Genomic DNA, 21,009 nt, shown 5'->3' with positions numbered 1-21,009 from the left:
CGGTTCATATATGTCATACGCCATTGAATTTTCAAATAGCCCGCTGCAGGTTGCCATTCACCGATTAGACAATTGGTTGGGTAAGCACACCCTGCCCTATTGGGCTGAAAACGGTTTTATGCTTAATGGCAGTGCCATTGAAGGGTTTCTTGCCAATGGACAAGCTGACGTTAGTGCCAATAAACGTATTCGCGTTCAAGCACGGCAAATGTTCTGTTGCGCCTATGCGAGTAAACAAGGCTGGCTAAAAGACGCCATGCACAAGGTGAATCAACTAGACAACTTTGTGCAACAGCACGCCCAAATTGACGATAGCGGCATGTTCAGTCATATCCTCGATAACCAAGACAAGGTTGCCGATCCCAGTGTCGATCTGTACGACTGCGCTTTTTTCCTGCTCGCTTATGCATGGCGCTACGCGGTATTTAACGACCTGCATGCCCTGTTTAAAGCCAACCAACTTATTGACAGCATAGAGGCCAAGCTCAAGGGCTCGTCTGCAGGCTGGTTAGAGGGAAGCTATGAATATCCATGGCGTCGTCAAAATCCCCACATGCATTTATTTGAAGCTTTTTTAGCCCTTTATCAAGCCACTCGGGACGCAAAATGGTTGGGTTATGCTGGAGAGATTTTCGGCCTGTTTGAAAATGTATTTTACGATCATGAGCACGGCGTATTACGCGAGTTTTTCACCCATGATTGGCAGTTATCCAAAACCAAAGGGGATATTGTAGAGCCCGGTCACATGATGGAATGGGTATGGTTACTGCAAGAGTATCATAGGTATACCAACAAACCTGTGGCCCACTATTGCCTAACACTTTACCGCCAAGCTCTGGCATTAGGTCTGTCGACGACCAATGGCAACCAGCGCTTGTTATTTGATCAGGTCGATCTGAAAAGTGGACAATCTGCGCAAACAAAACGTTGCTGGCCAATGACCGAATGGATAAAAGCCAGTCTCGCGATGGCACGAACCCAACCCAATCCCGAGCCTTATTTAGATGATGCTCGCATCGCTATCGAAAATTTACTCACGCATTTTGTGAACCCGCAACATCCTGCATTGTACGTGGACCAATTAAACAGTGACAATCAAGTCATTAACGCCTCAGCCCCTGCCAGTACGCTTTATCATCTGCTCATGGCCCACGCTGAAGCCATACAATATCTGTAAATAACCTCAAAATAGGAGCGCAAAGATGAAACAGTTACTGCCTTTTTTAGCTATCGGTGTTTTGCTGTTCAGTCACTTAGTGCACAGTGAAACCTCAGGCCAGCGACCAAACATTATTCTGATCACTGCGGATGATCTCGGTTTCGACGATCTATCTCGCCATGGTCATCCTTATATCAGCACGCCCAATATTGATCGGCTTGCAGAGCAAGCTGTGCGCTTCAATGACTTTACCGTCACGCCTGTTTGCGCTACCACTCGCGCCGCCTTACTCAGTGGCAGGGATCCCTACAAAACTGGGGTATCAGGCGTTCATGGCGGCCGTGACTTTATGGCCAAAGATGAAATCTTAATGTCTAATATTCTGCAAAATGCTGGTTATAAAACCGGCACCTGGGGCAAGTGGCACGTAGGTAAAACTGCGGGATATTTCCCCTGGGATCGAGGCTTTGATGAGGGCTACTATGCAGAACTGTATCAACATCAAAACAGTTTTGGCTGGCTGAACGGCAAAAAAGTCTCCCACGACAAATGGGTATCAGAAGTGGTCACCGATTACGCCATCGATTTCATTGAGCGCAATCAGTCACAACCATTTTTTGCCTATCTGAGTTATTTAGCTCCCCACGAACCCTGGATAGCCCCCAAGCGCTTTACCGAGCCCTTGATGAAACAAGGGTTACGCCCAGCTATCGCCAACCTTTACGGCATGGTTAACGAAATGGACGAGCAAATCGGTCGACTACTCGCCCGTGTAGATACGTTGGATCTAGCCGACAACACCATGGTTATTTTTCTCAGCGACAACGGGCCTTGGTGGGACTCAAGTAATGCTGGCGCCATGCTCAAGAGCGAGTGGCAAGAGCGCAATCCATCACAGTTAAAAGGCAATAAAGGCCAGTCTTGGCAAAATGGCATCAAGTCACCACTTTTTATTCGTTGGCAAGGACATTGGCAAAGTCATGATGTGCAACGCTATGTGGATGTAAAAGATATATTACCGACCTTAATCGCCCTAACCCAAGCCTCTGTGCCGGCCCAACACAAGGGTTTTGACGGGCAGCCATTTTTAGATTATTTACAAGGGGATATGTCAGGTGACAATAGCCGGGAAACCTATATTGCCTCCCATGATGTCAAAGTCGCCTTAGATCACTTCAACCAATGGACACCGCTGGACAAAAAAGCCAAAGCTGCCATGACTTATTCTGAGCAAATTATTGGTTTACGCACCGAGAAATATAAGCTGTTGCTTAACCCAGCGCAGGATCAGCCCCAGTACCCTCAGGCAGAACACGGCTATGCGTTATTTGATATGCAGCGGGATCCGCTGGAAAGCCACAATATAATGTCCGAAAAACCCGTCGTCGCTAAGGATATGATCAACAAACTAACACAAAAATTTAATCAGATAATAAATGATCCCCATAGCTTCACCGTGCCCATTTATACCATTGGCCAGACATCCAGCTTAGTCAATGGTTTTGGACCCGCAGCAACGTCTAGCAATGTGCTCAGCAAGCCACATCACTTGACGAACTTGAAGCAGATCAATGATTTTGCCCGTTACGCTATAAATGTCACACAGCCGGGTCAATTTCAGCTTTATATTCAACAGGATAATACCGACAGCGCCGGTCTAGAAATCGCCGTAGAGATTGGTCAGCAGCGCATAACGACTATTTTAAATGGTCAACAAAATCAACTTATCGGCAGTGTTAATCTGACGGCTAACGATAGTGAATTTACGCTTAAAGTATTGGCGAATCACAGTATCAAACCATGGACTAGCATCAGCGGCTTACGTCGATTTTTATTCGTACCTCAAGCTGATTCGACTTCGCTGGCGACGTTTTCCAACCCCTATTAGTCTCAGAAAAATGACCTAGCCTGACTCTCATCAGGCTAGGTCATTTCATGGGGCAAGGTGTTAGATGCCACCGTAACGGTTATGTTAACCGCACTTAAGCCCAATATTCTGTATATTATCCAGCAACCTTTACCTTAATTTCAGTTCACAGAGCGAGTCTATATGCTGTCCCCTTGCCATGATATATTTCGTCATTGTCCGAATTGCCAAAGCGCGACAATCACGCTTATCGACGGTGCGCGCTTTTACTGCACCGATTGCCAATTTACTTACTTTCATAACACAGCAACCGCTGTAGCAGCCATCATAGTGGTTGACGATGAGATACTGCTTACCAAGCGAGGTAATGCACCGGGTAAAGGACAATTAGATTTACCCGGTGGCTTTGTGGACCACGGTGAAAGTTTAGAGCAAGCCCTTAGCCGGGAAATTCTTGAAGAGCTCGATATTCATATCGAAAATTGGCAATACTTCACCTCACAGCCCAATCAATATCTGTACAAAAATATCAATTACCACACCTGTGATACGATTTTTGTCGCCACCTTGGCGCACAAACCCATCCTCAAGTTACAAAAAAATGAAATTGCCGGTGCTGAATTTTGGCCCTTACATCAAGTGCCATCAGGCAAAATAGCTTTCGCGTCCCTGCGCACTGCGGTTGAGCAATTCATTGCACAAACAGCGCGTTAATCCTGTCAGAATAGTCTGTTAACCATTGAAACCCGTGGCGCCCACACTCATGACAATACCCTTTGCTGTGTATGTGAATAACCTGCACGCCTTCGTTAGCGTGACCACGAGGCTAAAGCCATCGTGAATTAGCAGTTTGTGCGGTGTGGCCTAGGCTGTAACCACGAACAAACAATGATAAAAGCCGAACCGGTTAAGTGCGCCGATTAACAGCGGTGCATGATGTTGTCCCCCTGACGATGCATAAATTGAGTATATAAAAAAGCCCCTTTTAACCTAAGGTCAAAAGGGGCTTAGCACCGTATTGGCGCTATGGCACAGAGTTAAAAACGGTATTGCGCACCCAAAGTAAAGCGACGCTCATTGATAAAACGCTTATCAATTAAATCCTCCCATTGCAGGTAGGTATCGCGGGTTTCTTCCGTTAAATTGGTGCCTTGTAATGACACAGACAAATGTTCATTGAAGTCGTAACTCACTGACGCATCAAGATACAAGGTTGGCTCGATAAATTTAGCCAGTTCATAACTACCCAAACGACGAACCGATACAAAGGTTTTACTGCGGTAATTTGCGGCAATACGTGCTTGCAGACCTTCGTCTTCATACCATAACGCCACGTTCGCTTGATGCTCTGAGTTATCTAACATAGGTGTGCTTTCGCCGTAGTAATCAGTTTCACCGCTTTCACTTGGCGAAAAAGTATAATTGGCTGTTACGCCGAAGTTCTGCCAAACACCGTCAAGAAAATCAAAACCTTGTTGATAACCAATCTCGATCCCTTTCACACTTCCACCATCAACATTACCCTTAGTCGACGTAGGCACCAGACCAGTAAATTCGCCTGTTTCAAGGTTATAACCGCGCACCACACCATCGCTATCTTCAAGAGCAAGTTGCACTGTGGTATTGCCGATGAAAGATTCAATGTCGATGTAGAATGCCGCCACGCTTAACATACCGGATTCACTAAAATACCACTCGTACGACACGTCATAATTAGTCGAACGCCAAGGATTGAGTTGAGGATTCCCCTGCTGCGTCGCTTGGGTGGCACAGAATATACTGGTGCCATCAGGCTGTTGTAGATCGCAGGCCAAAACCCGAGTCACATTGATGCCACCAGCAAGGTTGTTGGTATCATGAGGGGTAACGGTTTTACTGTACGAGAAACGTAAGATTTGCTCGTCCGTCAAATTCAACGATAAGTTAACCGACGGCAATACATCCGAATATTCACGCTGAGTATTAAGTAACGCTGACGTCGGCGGCACCATACCCAAGGCTCCGGATAAAATATACGACACCCCGTTATACGTAGCGCTGCCACTTGTGCCTAATTCTGACTGATTAATGTCTAATTCAGTTTTAACGTAACGCAATCCCACATTGCCGCGATAAGACATTTCGGCAATTTCGCCATCTAGATTTAACTGCACGTAGGCTTCGCTATTTTTTTCCTCTAAATCGTAAGAATTAGCACCATCGGGAGACTGGATATTCTGCCCATAAACCTGATTGTGCCACGCTAATGGGTCAGACATTTTGTCAGGATCAACAAAGTATAATGAGCCTAAACCGCTAGCGCCTTGAAAATCGCTGATCTGGGTGATCAATCCCATTTGATCCAACGATTCGAACGAAATAGGATCGATGAAGGATTCTAGTGTTTCAGGTGCCTGGCTTGCGCTGTCTTTCCAGCGTGATAAAAATGCATCACCGTATTGATTAGTCCGTGCAACTCCGCCAATCCAGGATAGCTGACTCACATCACGCTTACCGTAACGAAGGCCAAACTCGGTCGAAATAATCGGGCCCAGATCATCAAACGCATACTTACCGTCGACACGCAGCACATCTAGCTCCGCTTCTTTTTGAGCCCCTGTTAAGTTCGCTGAGGTCGCTGCGTAGCGCGAAATATTACTGCCAAAGACTTCATTGACCTCTTGCCCGTCAATGATTTGTGTTGTGGGCAAATCCCAAACCTGTTCAGAGCCAGTGTACGCAATACCAATGGGGATCATAGTGAAGTCCTGCACTTCAGTGCCATCTGGTAATTGCGCAAACTGCCCATCATAACCCCAAGGGTTCACATCACTTAATGCGACACCGCCTTGACCTTTATAGGTCGCACCGACTTGAGAGCCACTGTTGATATAAGAGTCCACCACACTTAACGCATTGTCGTCAGTGGCTTTACCATGCACCCAACGAACCGAGCCCGACAGGTTATCCGTTAGTTCAAAATTCACTTCTAAATTGCTATTGAGTGCTTCACGGTCGATAGCGTTTGCTTCAGAGTGCGCCATATTACGTCTGGATTGCAGCACTCCGGCACTGAATGAATTGAAACTCCCAGGTAGGGTAGTCACAGTGCCGTCTGGGTTTTTGCTTTGATTTGGGTGTTCGGTAAAACCGTTAGCGCTTGGCGTAAACCAGCCGGTTACCCCTTGCCATGCTTGCGCTGCGATAAAACCAGCTTGGGTTTGCAGCTCATCCATTTGGGTGTAAAAAACATCGGCTACTAGCTCCACACGATCTGCGACTTGCCATTGAAATGAACTGTTGACCCCCACCCGATCCCGGGCAATATACTGATTGGTCGCTTGATGCCCCTGAAACGCATAAAACACATCGTCCGTGCTGCCATTACTGTTGGCATCCACATTATCTTGGGCAAAGGTTGATGCTTCGGTCGCGGCAAACCCCCAGTCACTGCCAGTTGAGCCAATAACATAGTCCGCTAGATTTTTATTCGATACAGAGACGTTTAAGGTAAAACCAAAATCGCTATCTTTGTTATAGCCAAAAAAGGCAGATACCAGCTCATCAGTTTCAGACCCCATGGAGCCATCAGTGATCTCGGCTTTGGCATTAACGGTCAAACCTTCGTCAAGTTTGAATGGACGATAAGTTTTAAGATCGATCACACCCGACGTACCCGATGAAATCTGTTTCGCCTCACGAGATTTATACACATCTAAGCCCGACACCATAGTGGACGGTATATCGGTAAAATTAGGCTGTACTGTGGTCACAGCACTCGCTGACAACATTTGCTCGCCATTTAAGGTTGTGCCGACCTGCCCTACACCACGGATATTAACTGATGTGCCTTCTCCGCCGGAGCGGTTTATCTGCACACCTGTTATGCGTTGCAGTGAATCGGCTATGGTAACATCGGGTAATTTACCGATATCCGTTGCCGTAATCGAATCAGTAATCGTATTGGAAAACCGCTTGTTGTTCATTGACTGAATTAATGAGCTTTTTAAGCCACGTACTTCAATCACTTCAAGGGAATCCCCTTCTTGGCCGTCAGTGGCATCCACGCTTTGTGCATACAAAGAAAATGACGAATTTAACAAGCCTAACCCCACGCATATGGCTAATTTTTGCTTTGAGAAACCGCGTTTTGTGTGGTTTATGTGTTTCATAAAAGATCCTTAAACATCTGAATTCATAGGCACACCCGTTGGCTGTGCAAATCAACACGCCTCGTGTACTAAGGCGCGCCTACTGTTATCTCTACACCGCTACGGAAGCCGATCCGTCAGCGGTATTCGTGCTTACTCGTTAAACGCGACATCATCGATAAAGAACGGCCCGTCAGTTTCGCTTAATCCTTGAAACTGCACGCCAAATCCCTGAATTTCAGTCAAATCGGCAATCTCCAAACTCAGTTGCACACCTTGGGCAGTCATGGGCACCGCACCTGCATCTCGCCATGCGCCATCTTTATCTTTCGCCCATAACTTAGCCGTCACCGTGCTACTGGCATTTTGCACATACGCAGTGAGGGTTAATGTGCTGACATCATCGCCAAGCAGCAAGCCACCTTCGGGATACGCCTGCATGACCACCTCATCGCCAGTGGAAATTGACACCACACCAGCCAAGGAGTAATCACCACTCGCCATCCACTCAGTCGAACGCTGTAAACCAGATACCGGCGCCCAGTTGACTTGTAATTCAAAGCCTTGAGTGTCCTCAAAGCTGGCGATTGTGGCACCGTCCACCTGAATATTATCAATATAAAATTTGGCTTCACTTGCACTGCTATCAACCGAGTTAAAACGCACACCTAAGCCATCGATACGGTTTATTTCGGACACATCAATTGTGAGTTCAACCCCATCTTCGCCCACCGCTACTGCGTCAGGCCAGCTTTCAACACCATCCGGTGCTTTAAAGAAAATATGCGCATCGGTAGCCACCCCCGAATCTTGCGTATACGCATACATCGTCAGCGTTGAGTTCCCATCCACATTGATGCCGCCTTGAGGATACGTTTGCATAACGATATTTTCGGACGCCCCCAAAGAGGCTAAATCTTTTACAAAGACCAAGGATTGTGCGCCGTCATCTGCCCAATCCCGAGACAAGGTAATACCTGACGTATTACTCCAATTCACCTGCGCCGCCCAGCCCATGGACTCAGGCTCAAAATCATAAATACTGCGACCATCGAGGCGTATATCATCAATAAGGTACTGGGCCTCAGTCGCGGTGCCGTCTAATCCTTGAAAGCGCACACCTAAACCTGTAATCAAATCGATCTCTGATGTGTCAATCGTTAGCTCAGTGCCACCAGCAGCGACTGCCACGGCATCAGGCCAGCTTTCAACGCCATCCGGGGCTTTAAAAAAGATATGTGCGTTAACGTTTGTCCCCGCGTTAAGGGCATTCACTTTGATAGTTAATGCACTAATGCCGGTTACATCTAGGCCATTTGTTGGGTAGGTTTGAAATACGACATTGTCCAAGGCACTAGCTTGGGTCATATCCTTAGTCAGTGAAAGCGCGTTTTGTCCGCTAGCAGCCCATGCCGTACTGGTTTTAATGCCATCAGTGGGTGCCCAGTTTAACTGTGCTTCCCAGCCGTATACATCCGCTTCAAAGTTGGCAAATGTGCCACTGATTTTTTCGCGCCCACCAGGTAAATCAGCTAAATTGATCAGGCCGTCGTAGGCGTAGTTAGCATCAATTTCTGCGGCATCCGCACCTTGTGGGCCTATGATTGAGTCACTGTTCCAGCTTTCAGAATTCCAAGTAATGAAAAATGACCACCAAGCATTTTGCTCGTGCATCAAGGACACGTCAGGAATGGTGCCCGTTTCTGTTAATGCCACCAGCTTCTTGCCGTCGTATCGCCCTTTAAGCGTGGAATACTGACTAGTGAACGTTAACGTGTCGTCATTCTTTGGCTCGCCGTAACCGTCAAACCCAACAATATCGACGTACTCATCCCCTGGGTACCAATCTTCTGATAGCCCATCCGTGTGGGTAAACACCCAAATAAGGTTATTTAAACCATGCACATCGGTCATACGTTGGTACATCAATGTCCATAATTTTTTATATTCAGTTGCACCTTGTGCGCCCCACCAAAACCAGCCACCTTCGGCTTCATGCAATGGCCGCCAAAGTACTGGCACCCCAGCATCAGCAAGCTTTTTAAGCTCAGTGGCGACTGTGTCGATATCGGCTAATAATGCGGCATACTCGCTACTATCTGTATCCGCTAAGGCGGCGGCAAAATCAAAAGTCGTACTGTCGGTATAGAAGCTGCCATCCCCTGTGCCCGTATTACCGCTAGGCGCTCGCCAATGAAATAACCCAGACAAGATAACATTTCGACTGTTGTGCGCTGCTAACATAGCCTCAGTTAAGCCGTCAGCGCTGCCATCAACACCGGCATACGAAGCGGAATAGTTCATGAAATCGAACGCCACGATAGCTGGGGCATCGTCACCTGTGGCTTGAACTATCTTATTGGTTTCAGTAAGCGGAAAATCATCGTCAACTTTACGCGGGAACTCAGTTTGCCCAGACAAAGTCGCCTTAGCATAGTGCTCTGTTAACAAGGTCATTAGCGCTAGCGCTTCGTCACTGGCATTGGCATTGACTAAGGTCGGTGCGACCGCTAAAGGCTCCGCCGGAGCCGCTGCAGGAATAAGTGAAATGCCGTCGATACGGTAGTAATTCCAACCACCGCCTATTTCGATGGTGTTGTTGCCTTCAGCTAGTTTAACTACCCCAATGCGCAGCTCTTTCCACTGGCCCGTAGCACTGAATTCAAAATCGTAGGTCACGCCGTTTACGATAGCGGCAGCCATTTTTCCGCCGTAGTCGGTGGGGATCAAATAACGCACATTTAAGGTATAAAAGCCGACTTGGTCGTCGATATTGAAAGTCACCGACATACCTGGATTGATATCTGCTGTATGGGTATTGTTGTTCGCACCCGCGACGAACATATCATCGCCCTCAACAACCAGGGTCGCGCCATTTAAGGTAGCGCTGTCTGCACTTACGTCCAAGGTAATCACAGAATCTGGATCGAACACGGTAATTTCAACTGTGTCCACAATCGCAGCGCCAGACTCATCGGTCGCGGCACTACCATCGGCGTTTAACGCACTAATTTGAAAAACCAGCTTGTCTGAGCGAATGGAATCCGGGATTGAAAAAGTTAACGTTGCAACGGTTGGGTCAGTAATGGTGACTGCTGTGCCTCTGACTTGACTCCAAACAATGGTTTGTCCATCAGTGGTGCCCACTAACCGGCCTGAAAGCGTGACATCATCACCCGGCTTAACTTCCATATCGCTCGGGGCAATAACGTTAAGTGGACGCGACTCAGGTACATACGTTGCCGATTCCGTATTTAGGCTTTCGCCTCCTAAGCAACCACTTAACCCAAGGGCGACGGATACGCCCAATACGCAACGTGATAATGAATTAGTTTGATTAAACATAAGGACTCTTACCTCAATTTTGCTTTTTATTTATTCGTTCTATTAAAGGAATTACCGACTGCGTCTATGCCGTGTGTTAAGCATGTTTCCTGACTAGGTAATTGCGCATCAAACAAAAATGAACCGGTTCATTTTATTTCTCTAAAAAAACCGGAATCACATAGTGCGCAAAGTGAACCGGTTTCATATTATTGGTTAATCTAATGTTAATTAAACATAAAAACAACCTTTTTTAACGTTTTTTTAACCATCAAAAGAACAACATTAAATCAATGCCCAATATGGAAGCGCTTTCCCATAGCGTTGTGGGTATATCTATGTGCAAATAAATTAATTGATGAAAATTTACCAAGCAAAGTGCTGGATCAATCAGGCAAGGTGTTGTGCCTATTGCGGTATTGGCATGCTAAATACCCCGTATTGCACAGATAATCGAAGGGCTGCTCACCAGGGATAGCAGCGAGCGGCTTTTAATAAGTACCAGTCAATTTGTGTAGCGCCGCGCTCAAAGTAATGCCTATTATAGCCTCCACTTTTGCATTGAATGTTATGGGTGTCTAGATAACGTTTACATAACGGCTCTCTTCATCAGCAAGACGCGAATACTCACAAAAATGACCAATAATACTGAGTTGATGTGACCGATTCTCTTGGCCTTAATGCATGAGTGCCTTGTAAAAGATGCCGATGTGCCATCGGCATCAATCTAAAAAAGAAGTTATCGCTGCGATGTTAAAAACGGCAGAATATGTGGACGCTATCGATACAATAACGATAAAAATAATTGAGGAAGCCCAATGTTAAAACAACACATCATGCGTTACATGACCAAGGCAATTTCCAGTGACACAGTGCTAAGCACCAAACGCCTGTACCACGAAGGAAAGCGTTCTATTACCTCAAAAGAACATACCCTAGAAGTGTTCGTTTGCATCACCGATCCGTACAGCTATCTCTTGTTGCAAGTTATCCCCGAAATACAGCAGCGCTATGGGCTCCAGGTGCGCTTATACACAGTGCGCGATAAACAAACAGACATGTTCCCCGATTTAGCGAAGTGGCAACAAAACAGCCTAATTGATTGTGCACGGCTAGCCAAATTGTATGCCCTCTCGTTCCCTGAATTAGACAATTTTGCAGGCAAAAATGACAATGCTCTCGACGCCTACTGGGCCGCCATGCTGCATGTGGAAAAATGTGCCCTTTCTGTGACAGATATGCTGGCTATCTTTGCCCAATATTGGCAGAACGTCCCCAGTGAATTAGTGGCACAAAAAACAGCCGAAACCGAGCTAATGCCGCTGGCTAGCTGCAAAATGCTCATTCAAAACCAAGAATACCAAGTAAAACAAGGGCACTATCTTCCTGCCACTATCAAATATGCAGGGGAATGGTATTGGGCCATCGATAGGCTAGATCACCTTGAAAGTCGCTTAAATCTCCTGCTGGCCTCATCAGCAGGCGGCCAAGTAAAGTATGACCGTCAAACCAAGCATTTATTGACACATCCAGCGACACCAGAAACCGCGGCTCATCCTGTCACTCTATATTTTTCGGCTCGTAGCCCCTATTCCTATTTGGGTTTGGAGCTGGCGGTTAAACTATGCAACCACTATGGCTGCCCACTTATCGTCAAACCCGTTTTACCCATGATGATGCGCGGTATGAACGTTCCGCAAACAAAGAAGATGTATATATTTCACGATACAAAGCGTGAAGCTAAAAAGCATGGTATTGATTATGGTTTTGTTGCGGATCCCCTCGGTAAAGCTGTCGAAAATTGCTACGCCTTGTTCGCACTGGCTAAATCCCAAGGCAAAGAAATTTCTTACCTTCTGGAGTTTGCTAGAGCCGTTAACAGCCAAGGATTATTAGCTGACAATGAAAATGGCATGCAAGTCATTGTTCAGCGCAGCGGTTTGAATTGGCATGAAGCAAAAAGAGAACTAAACAACCCAGTCCAACCTTGGCGCCAAGAAGTTGAAGACAACATGAATGAACTCAACAATCTGGGCTTATGGGGGGTCCCCTGTTTTCATTATCAAGACACGGTGACCTGGGGCCAAGATCGTCTTTGGGTCATCGAGCAAGCCATACTATCAAAGAAAAAAGCCTAACAAACCTTTAAAAATTTTCTAATCAGGACACCCATGATAAAATTCACCTCATTTTCTAATCTGTCCTAAGCTTGTAAGGTGTTTTATTTATAATCGGGTATATGCGTTATGCCTCAACCTAGAAAAAGCCAAGTCAGCTTAATTGATACTCCCTACTATCACTGTATTTCACGGTGCGTCCGCCGTTCATTCTTATGTGGTGTTGATAAATATTCCGGCCAAAGTTACGAACATCGCCGAGAATGGGTAGAAAAGCGGTTACTCTTCCTATCCACAGCCTTTACGATAGATATTTGTGCTTATGCAGTAATGGCTAATCATACTCATGTAGTGCTGCATGTAGACAAAGCGTTAGCTGAAAGTTTACCTACCACGGAGGTATTGCGCCGCTACCTAAAGTTACATAAGGGGTCATTGCTAACCCAAAAATACGTGGCCGGCGATAGACTCACCGCTGGCGAACTAGTTACCTTTGATGAAACGGTTGAGCAGTACCGCAAACGTTTGTATGACATCAGTTGGTTCATGCGTGAAACCAATGAATATATTGCAAGAGAAGCAAATAAAGAGGACGGCTGCACAGGTCGATTCTGGGAAGGACGTTTTAAATCCCAAGCATTGTTAGACGAAAGTGCGTTGATCGCGTGTATGGTCTATGTCGACTTGAACCCCATTCGAGCAAAAGTTGAAAAAACACCAGAAACATCAAAACATACCAGTATTAAAAAACGCGTTCACGCAATCAAAAACAATCAAGTACAACCAAAAAATTTAATGCCTTTTGTGGGTAATTTTAAACAAAATATGCCTAAGGGTATTGTCTATTCGCTAGAAGACTATTGCGAGTTAGTACAAACCACAGGCCGTTGTATTCTTAACGACAAAGTCGGAAATATCGATAACTGCCAAAGCACCATTCTAGATCGATTAGGCTTAAATTCAGCGCAATGGCTGACCTTAACCACTGAGTTCGAAAAACACTTTTATTGTGCCGCTGGTGCAGAACTGATGATGAATGTGTTTAAACGCCATACGCACCATCAACGTATTAGGGGAATGGGTAAGGCAAAGGTGTTACTCAAGCGCGCGTAATTTTCACTAAAAACCTATTGTAAAAAATTCCTATATCGACGTACATTTTCGATGATTCTTAATGTGTGTGAGCCCTTCCAGTCATTCATTTAACACCCCCACAAGACTCAAAATGAAATAGATAAGAACATTAAATGCCGTTCGGTCTCTATCTTAGCGAACGGAATAGTAAAGGTGGGTCCTTCATCTTGAATCTGGTATGTTTTTGATTCAATTTTTATTATGGGTGTCATTATATTATTTTTGCAGGGCATTCAAGATGAGCAGCACATATATCCCACCGCCTTTGCTTTTAAAAAATCAGCCGATAGGTTTATTTATTCCCTTTTGATATTTAACAGCAAGATCGAATGCTTTAATCGTCTAATACGTTGACTTTACCGGCAAGTGTTTGTAATGTCTGCGCCGCTATTCTAGGTGCCTGTTAGTTGTGAGCCATTTCAACTGAACAGGGTAAACGGGAAGTATGGTGTCACCAGACAAAACACGGCTTGTCTGGGTTAATCCATCGCTGCCCCCGCAACGGTACGCATACTCAGAGATGCCAGCCCGACACCGGCCTACGAAATAGTTATTTACGAATGAAGCGGAGGGCTTCATTAGAATGCACCTATCAAATTAACTTGCTGACTTTTTTATACATTCACACTCTTCTTAATGAGAGTTCGCTGTAAATAGCTGCAAGATTATTATAATTCACGCATTTTACCCCTCCTTCGATCGTTTACTTTTTCAGATTGAGGAACACACATGCAGCACCGTCCAATGGCTATCGCCATCTCTTTTGCCTTGGCTGCAAGCCCAGCTATCGCACAAACCACTGATGTACAGCCAGCAAGTTCAACAGATGTTGCTAGCAAACCCGACAGCAACCTTGAACGCATGGTTGTTGTTTCAAGCCGCGTGGCCATGCCTATTCGCGAAATCGCGACTTCTGTATCAGTTTTAACTCGCGATGATATTGAAACCCGTGGTTATGCAAATTTAGCGGATGTACTTCGTACTCAGCCCTCGATCACTGTTACAAGCAATGGTAGCGCGGGTTCAACAACCAGCCTGCGAATTCGTGGCGAAGAAGGCTACCGCACCCAAGTTCGTATCGATGGCGTCGAGGTGTCAGACCCAACAGGTACACAAGTCGGCCCTAACTTTGGTCAAATACAAAGTAGCAACATCAACCGCGTTGAAATACTCCGTGGTAGCCAAGGTTTAGTTTATGGTGCTGATGCTGGCGGCGTGATCAATATCGAAACCGCTAATGGCGTGGGCGAACCTTCAGGTCAAGTATCCGCCGAATATGGCCGTTACAACGCGACCAACTTAGCCGCAGATGTAGGGGGCTCGAGTGACAAATTTGACTACTATGTAGCGGCTTCCGACTTCTCAACAGATGGCTTTAATTCTCGCGTAAACACGCTTGAAAACCAAGATGATGACGGATACGACAACACTACATTACACACTCGCCTAGGTTATCAAGTAAATGAACAGGTAAAGCTAAATTTTGTTGCACGAAACACCAATGCCGAAGGTGAATATGATTCGTGTTTTGGTGCATCGGGCTCTACAAATGATTGTGAAAATAAGTTTGACCAAACAGATTTACGCGTAAGCGCTAACTACTCCACAAACACTTCAGAACATCAATTTTCACTCGCTAAAAGCTTCATTGAGCGGGAGTTTATCACCGAGGGCCTATCTAGCTTTGATACCAAAGGTACCGTTGAACGTGCTGAATACCTTGGCACTACAGAGTTAAATCAAAATGCCAACTTAGTCTACGGCATCGACTGGAAACAAGAAAAAATCACCAGTGATGATGATAGCCGCACTCAGCGTGGCTACTACCTTGAATACCAAAGTGAAGTGATAAGTAACCTCTTTGTGACTGCTGGTGTTCGCCATGACGACAATGAAGATTTTGGTGAGCATACCAGTTATCGTTTAAGCAGTGCCTATATATGGGCCGTTGGTGATAACGAATTAAAACTTCGAGGTGCTTACGGTACTGGTTTTAGAGCACCGAGTTTAAGTGAAATTGCTTACAACACAGGCCCTTTCTCTAATGCTCCAGCCTCTGAAACCGCGCTTAAAGAAGAAACAACGAAAGGATTTGAAGTGGGCCTAACCTACACCTTAGCGTCTGGCTCACAATTTGAAGCGACCTATTTCGATCAGAAAATTCAAGACAGTATTTATTTTGATTTAGCCGCCTTCTCTGGTTACTTACAAGACTTAGGGGAAAGCAGCTCAAAAGGTATCGAGTTAATCGCCGATCTTGTTATATCTGACACAGTCGGTGTCACCGCTAATTACACGTATAACGACACCGAAGACACAGCAGGTGATCAACGTCGCCGCCGCCCGCGCAATGCCGGCAGTGTTAGTTTGTATTACGACAATGACGCATGGAAACTAGCCGCGACATTACGTTCATTGCATGATGCCGTAGACGGTATTCAGCTTAAAGGTTACGAAGTTTTTGATGTCAGCGCACGTTATGCGGTGAATCAAGACCTAAGCCTAAGTGCCCGTATCGAAAACGCTTTCGATGCAAACTACCAAGACATAGCAGCCTATAACACCTCAGGTGCCGCAGCTTATGTGGGCGTGCAATATCAGTTTTAAGGGGTAAGGTTTAAGCGTTACGCTTAAACCTTAACTTTGCCCCTAGGGATGCTTCGCATCCCTTTTTTGTGCCCATAACTAACCACAAGGCCGTTCAAATCCATACCATTGAGATGCTTTGTAAAAGAAGCTGTTAATTATTCCCGCTATTTACGGCAACACGCCATGGGATAAATTTAAAGATGTGCTCCTGTCTAGCATGCAGAACCTATTTAATCCCCCTGCTGTGGGTATGACATCAGGTGAAATAACACCTAATACTTATCAAATCCCAGACATGCATTATGTTTACTACGACCTGAAACGAAGTACGGATGTGATTTTCCTAGGTAAACTTTCAAGTGCTACCCGACCAGAAAACACCTATTGCGCACAAAAAATAGGATGAAGTCAGATTCACATCTCTTTTTTGGGTAACCCGCGGTTAGCTGATTACATTCCACTCATAAAAAAGCTAACCGTTTCGGGTTAGCTTTTTGATACCACATTGCACCTTAACGCATTTTCAACAGTCGCTTAAGCTCTAGGCAGCGGCTTGCTTGTGTTTGTTGTGTGCTAGCGCCAACAATATAAAACCAATGGCCACCACGACCGCACCAATAGGCTTGCCTAAATCAGGCGATAAGTTAAAACCGATGGCCGCTGTCATGATATATGAAACGGTGACACCCGTTGTGATCACCGCTGGAATACTGGCAATCCAATGGAACGTACCTCGGTCAAATAAGTACTTGGTTGCTAGCCATAACACGCTGGTCGATAACAGCATGTTTGAAAACGCGAAGTAACGCCAAATGACCGTGAAGTCGAGCTTTGTCATAAAGTAAGCGATAGTCAAAATAGGCACAGCAAGCAATAAGCGGTTGCGAACGCTTTGCGGAATATTAAATGCGTCAACAACAGTTAAACGTAACGAGCGAAATGCTGTATCACCTGACGTAATAGGGAATACCGCAACAGCAACAATCGCCATAATACCGCCTAATACGCCCAAATAGCTGTTCGCCACATGGTTAACCACCAGCCCTGGACCACCGATGTCTAGCATATCTTTGAGCTGTGAGTATCCTTCAGGGAAAGCAGCAATACCCGCCAACGCCCATACACAAGCCACTATGCCTTCGCACACCATCGCACCGTAATACACTGGGCGCACGTATTTTTCATTGGTTAAGCAACGCGCGATAATAGGGGCTTGGGTAGAGTGAAAACCACTAATGGCTCCACAGGTAATGGTGACAAACAATAATGGCCAAGTGGGCAAACCATCTGGATTGGGTGTAAGGAAATCATGGGCATGATCGGCCTCAAAGTAGGCCATAAAATCCCCAGTCAATGGCAAATGCGGCGCATCGATTAACAAGGCAATGGCGATCATGGTTGTCATCACGATCATCAATAAACCAAAAATAGGATAAAACTTGGTAATGATTTTATCGATTGGCAACAAGGTGGCTAAAAAGTAGTAGCCCAGAATAACCAGCACCCAAAAGGTGTTATTAGCAAAAATAGTGTCTTTAAAAAAGTCTAGATTACTCAGTAACCCAGCCGGGCTCATGATAAATACTACACCCACGAAGAACAGCAACATGGCGGTAAATATCAGCATGAAGCCTTTGAAAACCACGTTGTAATAATGCCCCGCGATTTCAGGCAAGCTCTTGCCGTCTTCTTTAATACTCATCACACCCGAAAAATAATCGTGAACGGCGCCGCCTAAAACATTACCCAGCACAATCCAAACTAACGCGATAGGGCCATATAAGGCACCTAAAATAGGGCCGAAGATAGGGCCGACACCGGCTATGTTTAAAAACTGAATTAAAAAAGCTCGCACGGGATGAATAGGAACATAGTCCACACCTTCGCTGAAACGAGATTGTGGGGTGGCAACTGTGGGGTCGATCCCGGCTTGTTTTTCAACAAAGGGACTATAAAACTTATAGCCAAGGATCAAGATAGTGATACAGATAAAAAAGATCAGCATAAGGGCGCGAGTCTCTGTTCAGGGGTGTTGCAAAATAGAGCGCGACAAACGCACCCCGCCTTTCATTCCATGAATATGTTTAATTAATTAACAGAACGTTAATTTAAGAGCGCGATAGTAACAAACTAGTACACAACAAAAAATGGAAAATACGGCTAATTGATAACGACTGATTAAAGAAAATGTCACTAACCTGCATTAATGTACAACTATTAGTCAAAACCTATACTGGCATGACCTAGTTTCGACAAAATCTACACCGCTTATGGGCTACAGAGAAACAGCCTGACTTATTGCGCTAGCTATTTTTTCGCCAGTTCTTCTGCAAGTGCATAATTACCTTGGCTTAATGCTATGTCGATTAAGCTGTTTCCTGAGCTATCTTTAGCGCTAAGATCAGCCCCTGCATTGGTCAATGCATCAATGGTTTCAGTACGGTTAAAAAGAGTAGCAAACATAGCTGCGGTTTGACCGTTAGCATTGGTTTGGTCGATATCACAATCAGCACTGATTAATGCTTTTATTGCACCAAAGTTGCCTTTGAATATGGCTCCCATTAACGCAGTGTTACCCGAAGCATCTTCCTGACACGCATTGGTACCCGCCTGATTGAGTAAATACTCAACGGCGTCGGTTTGCCCGTGGTAGGCCGTTAATATTAACGCGGTATAGCCTTTTTTATCGGCAACGTTTGGACTAAGTCCTGCAGCATAATATGCGCCCAGCGTCATTACGTCGCCTTGGCGAGCGGCGTCAAAATATAAAGTCTGTAAGCGATCAGTATCAATTTTTTGTTCACTAGTTAACGATGACTGTGCGCTAGTTAACGATGACAAAGTCAACAATGTGAGTATAAACCAGCTTTTGAGCATTGAGTGATTAATTAGTTTCACTGTGTTTCTCCAATTTACAGCCCGTTAACAGGGCATAGCTCAGGATCATGTGGCGCACATAAAGATGTGCGCCTTGTTGGTTAAATCGTATTTATAAATCAGCGTTGTATCGAATTCGGCTGAACCCTTCAGCGACTTTTTTGGCGTGCTTTTCACGTTCAGCTTGTACGTCAAGTAGCTGCTTAGCAGTGGCTTTGACTTTACTAATAGGTGCGCTGGCAAATTTTGCCACACCGGTTCCATAGTTTTTGTCAGCGTTGTACATATAAGCACTGATGATGACGCGAATTTCTTCTTCTGGTACTCCGGCTAATGTGGTGCCCAAATTCTCAATTAGGTGCTGCTGTTCAACCTGGCTAAATGAACGGAACTTCTCTCCTGCTTGTGCAAAGTTACGCTGCTTATAAAACGGTGCTTGCTGGGTGGTACCCGCCAAAGGCGTTTGCACATATTTGTACTGATTGTCGTCGTTTAGGTCTAAGCGGCGGCTCGGCTGATAGTTCACATCACGTGAGCTATTAGTGGTACGCAATTTACCGTGTTGTTCATGATTGTTAATGCTTGCGTTACGCGGTGCATTAATCGGTAAACGGTAGGCGTTAACGCCAATTCTGTAACGTTGGGTATCTGCATACGAGAACAAACGACCTTGTAACATTCTGTCTTCTGACGGCTCGATACCAGGGATCAAGTTACTTGGTGCAAATGCCGCTTGTTCGGTTTCTTCAAAAAAGTTATCTGGTACACGGTTCAAGGTTAACTTACCTATTTTCTTGGCTGGAATAAGCGACTCAGGCCAAATTTTAGTGGTATCTAACGGATTGAAATCGAAATCATCTAATTGCTGTGGCTCCATGGTTTGTAAATATAGATCCCATGATGCAGTTTCACCGTTTTGCCCAATTCGGGTATAAATATCAGTCGTTAACGGTTGAAAGTCGCGCCCCTGCATTTCTTGTGCTTCCTTAGCGGTGAAGTTCTGTTGGCCTTGCTTGGTTTTCCAGGTCAATTTGAAATATTTTACTTGGCCTTTGTCATTTACAAATTTGAAGGCGTGAACGCTTGAGCCATCCATGTTTAAGTAGCTTTTAGGTGTGCCCATATCTGAAAACAAGTGCGTCAACATGTGTGTTGATTCAGGTACGTGTGAGAAGAAATCAAATAAACGCGCAGCGCTTTGGGCATTGGTGACCGGTGACGGCTTCAAGCTGTGCACCATGTCTGGAAATTTGATCGCGTCGCGAATAAAGAAAACAGGGAAGTTGTTACCGACTAAATCCCAGTTACCTTGTTCAGTATAAAACTTAACAGCGAAACCACGTGGATCACGCAATGTTTCCGGTGATTGGTGACCGTGAATGACCGCTGAAAAGCGCACAAACACGTCAGTTTTTTTGTCTTCGCCTTGAAAAGGCGCAGCCACGGTTATGTCTGATAAGTCGACATAGTTTTCATAATAACCATGCACACCTGTACCTCGAGCATGCACTACTCGCTCTGGCACACGTTCCCGGTCAAACGCCGCCAGTTTTTCAATCAAATGGCTATCTTGCAGTAACACGGGTCCCCAAGGGCCCGCGGTTTGTGAGTTTTGGTTGTCGCCCACAGGCGCGCCGTTTTGGCGTGTAAGGGTATCTGCGCTCGTCATAGTTACTACGCTAAAAAGCGTGGCAGCAACAAGAAGTGAAGTTTTTATTTTCATTTTAGTTATCCAATAGAGTCTCAGGTGTCCCAAGCGAATTTATGTGTATGGGACGCAATCTAGTTTTCAGTGCAACATGCAGAGCAGCG

The 21,009-nt window shown here is 45.5% G+C and carries 11 protein-coding genes and 1 riboswitch; of the genes, 6 read left to right on the top strand and 5 right to left on the bottom strand.

Annotation, left to right across the window (positions count from 1 at the left end; genetic code table 11):
- Window positions 1-10 precede the first annotated feature (10 nt).
- From GPLA_RS01820 to GPLA_RS01810, 3 genes are all read left to right on the top strand, one after another.
- Entirely contained in the window at window positions 11-1,177 is a 1,167-nt protein-coding gene (locus GPLA_RS01820) for an AGE family epimerase/isomerase (RefSeq protein ID WP_007103100.1), read from the top strand.
- A 25-nt stretch (window positions 1,178-1,202) separates the two neighbouring features.
- Entirely contained in the window at window positions 1,203-3,047 is a 1,845-nt protein-coding gene (locus GPLA_RS01815) for a sulfatase-like hydrolase/transferase (RefSeq protein ID WP_007103099.1), read from the top strand.
- A 162-nt stretch (window positions 3,048-3,209) separates the two neighbouring features.
- A complete protein-coding gene (locus tag GPLA_RS01810; protein ID WP_007103098.1) occupies window positions 3,210-3,740 on the top strand; it encodes an NUDIX hydrolase in 531 nt (176 codons plus the stop codon).
- Between the two features lie 323 nt (window positions 3,741-4,063).
- Here the strand turns inward: GPLA_RS01810 and GPLA_RS01805 are convergent, their stop codons facing one another.
- Together GPLA_RS01805 and GPLA_RS01800 are read right to left on the bottom strand one after the other, a co-directional pair.
- Entirely contained in the window at window positions 4,064-7,177 is a 3,114-nt protein-coding gene (locus GPLA_RS01805) for a TonB-dependent receptor (RefSeq protein WP_007103097.1), read from the bottom strand.
- Window positions 7,178-7,309: 132 nt separating this feature from the next.
- The gene (locus GPLA_RS01800; RefSeq protein ID WP_007103096.1) at window positions 7,310-10,501 is read right to left on the bottom strand and encodes a glycosyl hydrolase; all 3,192 of its coding nucleotides are present in this window, start codon (window positions 10,499-10,501) and stop codon (window positions 7,310-7,312) included.
- Between the two features lie 797 nt (window positions 10,502-11,298).
- On the opposite strand from GPLA_RS01800, the gene GPLA_RS01795 reads away from it, so the two are divergent.
- The 3 genes from GPLA_RS01795 (at window position 11,299) to GPLA_RS01785 (ending at window position 16,338) form a co-directional block, all read left to right on the top strand.
- Window positions 11,299-12,618: a DsbA family protein gene (locus GPLA_RS01795; RefSeq protein WP_007103094.1), complete on the top strand. Its 1,320-nt coding sequence runs from the start codon at window positions 11,299-11,301 to the stop codon at window positions 12,616-12,618.
- A 108-nt stretch (window positions 12,619-12,726) separates the two neighbouring features.
- The gene (locus GPLA_RS01790; RefSeq protein ID WP_040513780.1) at window positions 12,727-13,710 is read left to right on the top strand and encodes a hypothetical protein; all 984 of its coding nucleotides are present in this window, start codon (window positions 12,727-12,729) and stop codon (window positions 13,708-13,710) included.
- A gap of 398 nt (window positions 13,711-14,108) precedes the next feature.
- Window positions 14,109-14,288, top strand: a riboswitch (cobalamin riboswitch).
- Window positions 14,289-14,460: 172 nt separating this feature from the next.
- Window positions 14,461-16,338, top strand: coding sequence for a TonB-dependent receptor plug domain-containing protein (locus tag GPLA_RS01785; RefSeq protein ID WP_007103091.1), 1,878 nt, complete (start codon window positions 14,461-14,463; stop codon window positions 16,336-16,338).
- 523 nt (window positions 16,339-16,861) lie between these two features.
- On the opposite strand, the gene GPLA_RS01780 is transcribed toward GPLA_RS01785, so the two are convergent.
- The 3 genes from GPLA_RS01780 to GPLA_RS01770 all read right to left on the bottom strand — a co-directional run bounded on the left by GPLA_RS01780 (window position 16,862) and on the right by GPLA_RS01770 (window position 20,920).
- A complete protein-coding gene (locus GPLA_RS01780) occupies window positions 16,862-18,325 on the bottom strand; it encodes a carbon starvation CstA family protein (protein WP_007103089.1) in 1,464 nt (487 codons plus the stop codon).
- Between the two features lie 302 nt (window positions 18,326-18,627).
- Entirely contained in the window at window positions 18,628-19,197 is a 570-nt protein-coding gene (locus GPLA_RS01775) for an ankyrin repeat domain-containing protein (RefSeq protein ID WP_040513791.1), read from the bottom strand.
- A gap of 112 nt (window positions 19,198-19,309) precedes the next feature.
- On the bottom strand, window positions 19,310-20,920 hold the full coding sequence (locus GPLA_RS01770) for a catalase (protein ID WP_007103087.1): 1,611 nt from the start codon (window positions 20,918-20,920) through the stop codon (window positions 19,310-19,312).
- Between the last annotated feature and the right edge of the window lie 89 nt (window positions 20,921-21,009).

The organism is Paraglaciecola polaris LMG 21857 (assembly GCF_000315055.1).
GTDB classification, from domain to species: domain Bacteria; phylum Pseudomonadota; class Gammaproteobacteria; order Enterobacterales; family Alteromonadaceae; genus Paraglaciecola; species Paraglaciecola polaris.
The sequence above is the reverse complement of the archived record's forward strand: the minus strand, read 5'-3'. Positions and strand labels throughout refer to the sequence as shown.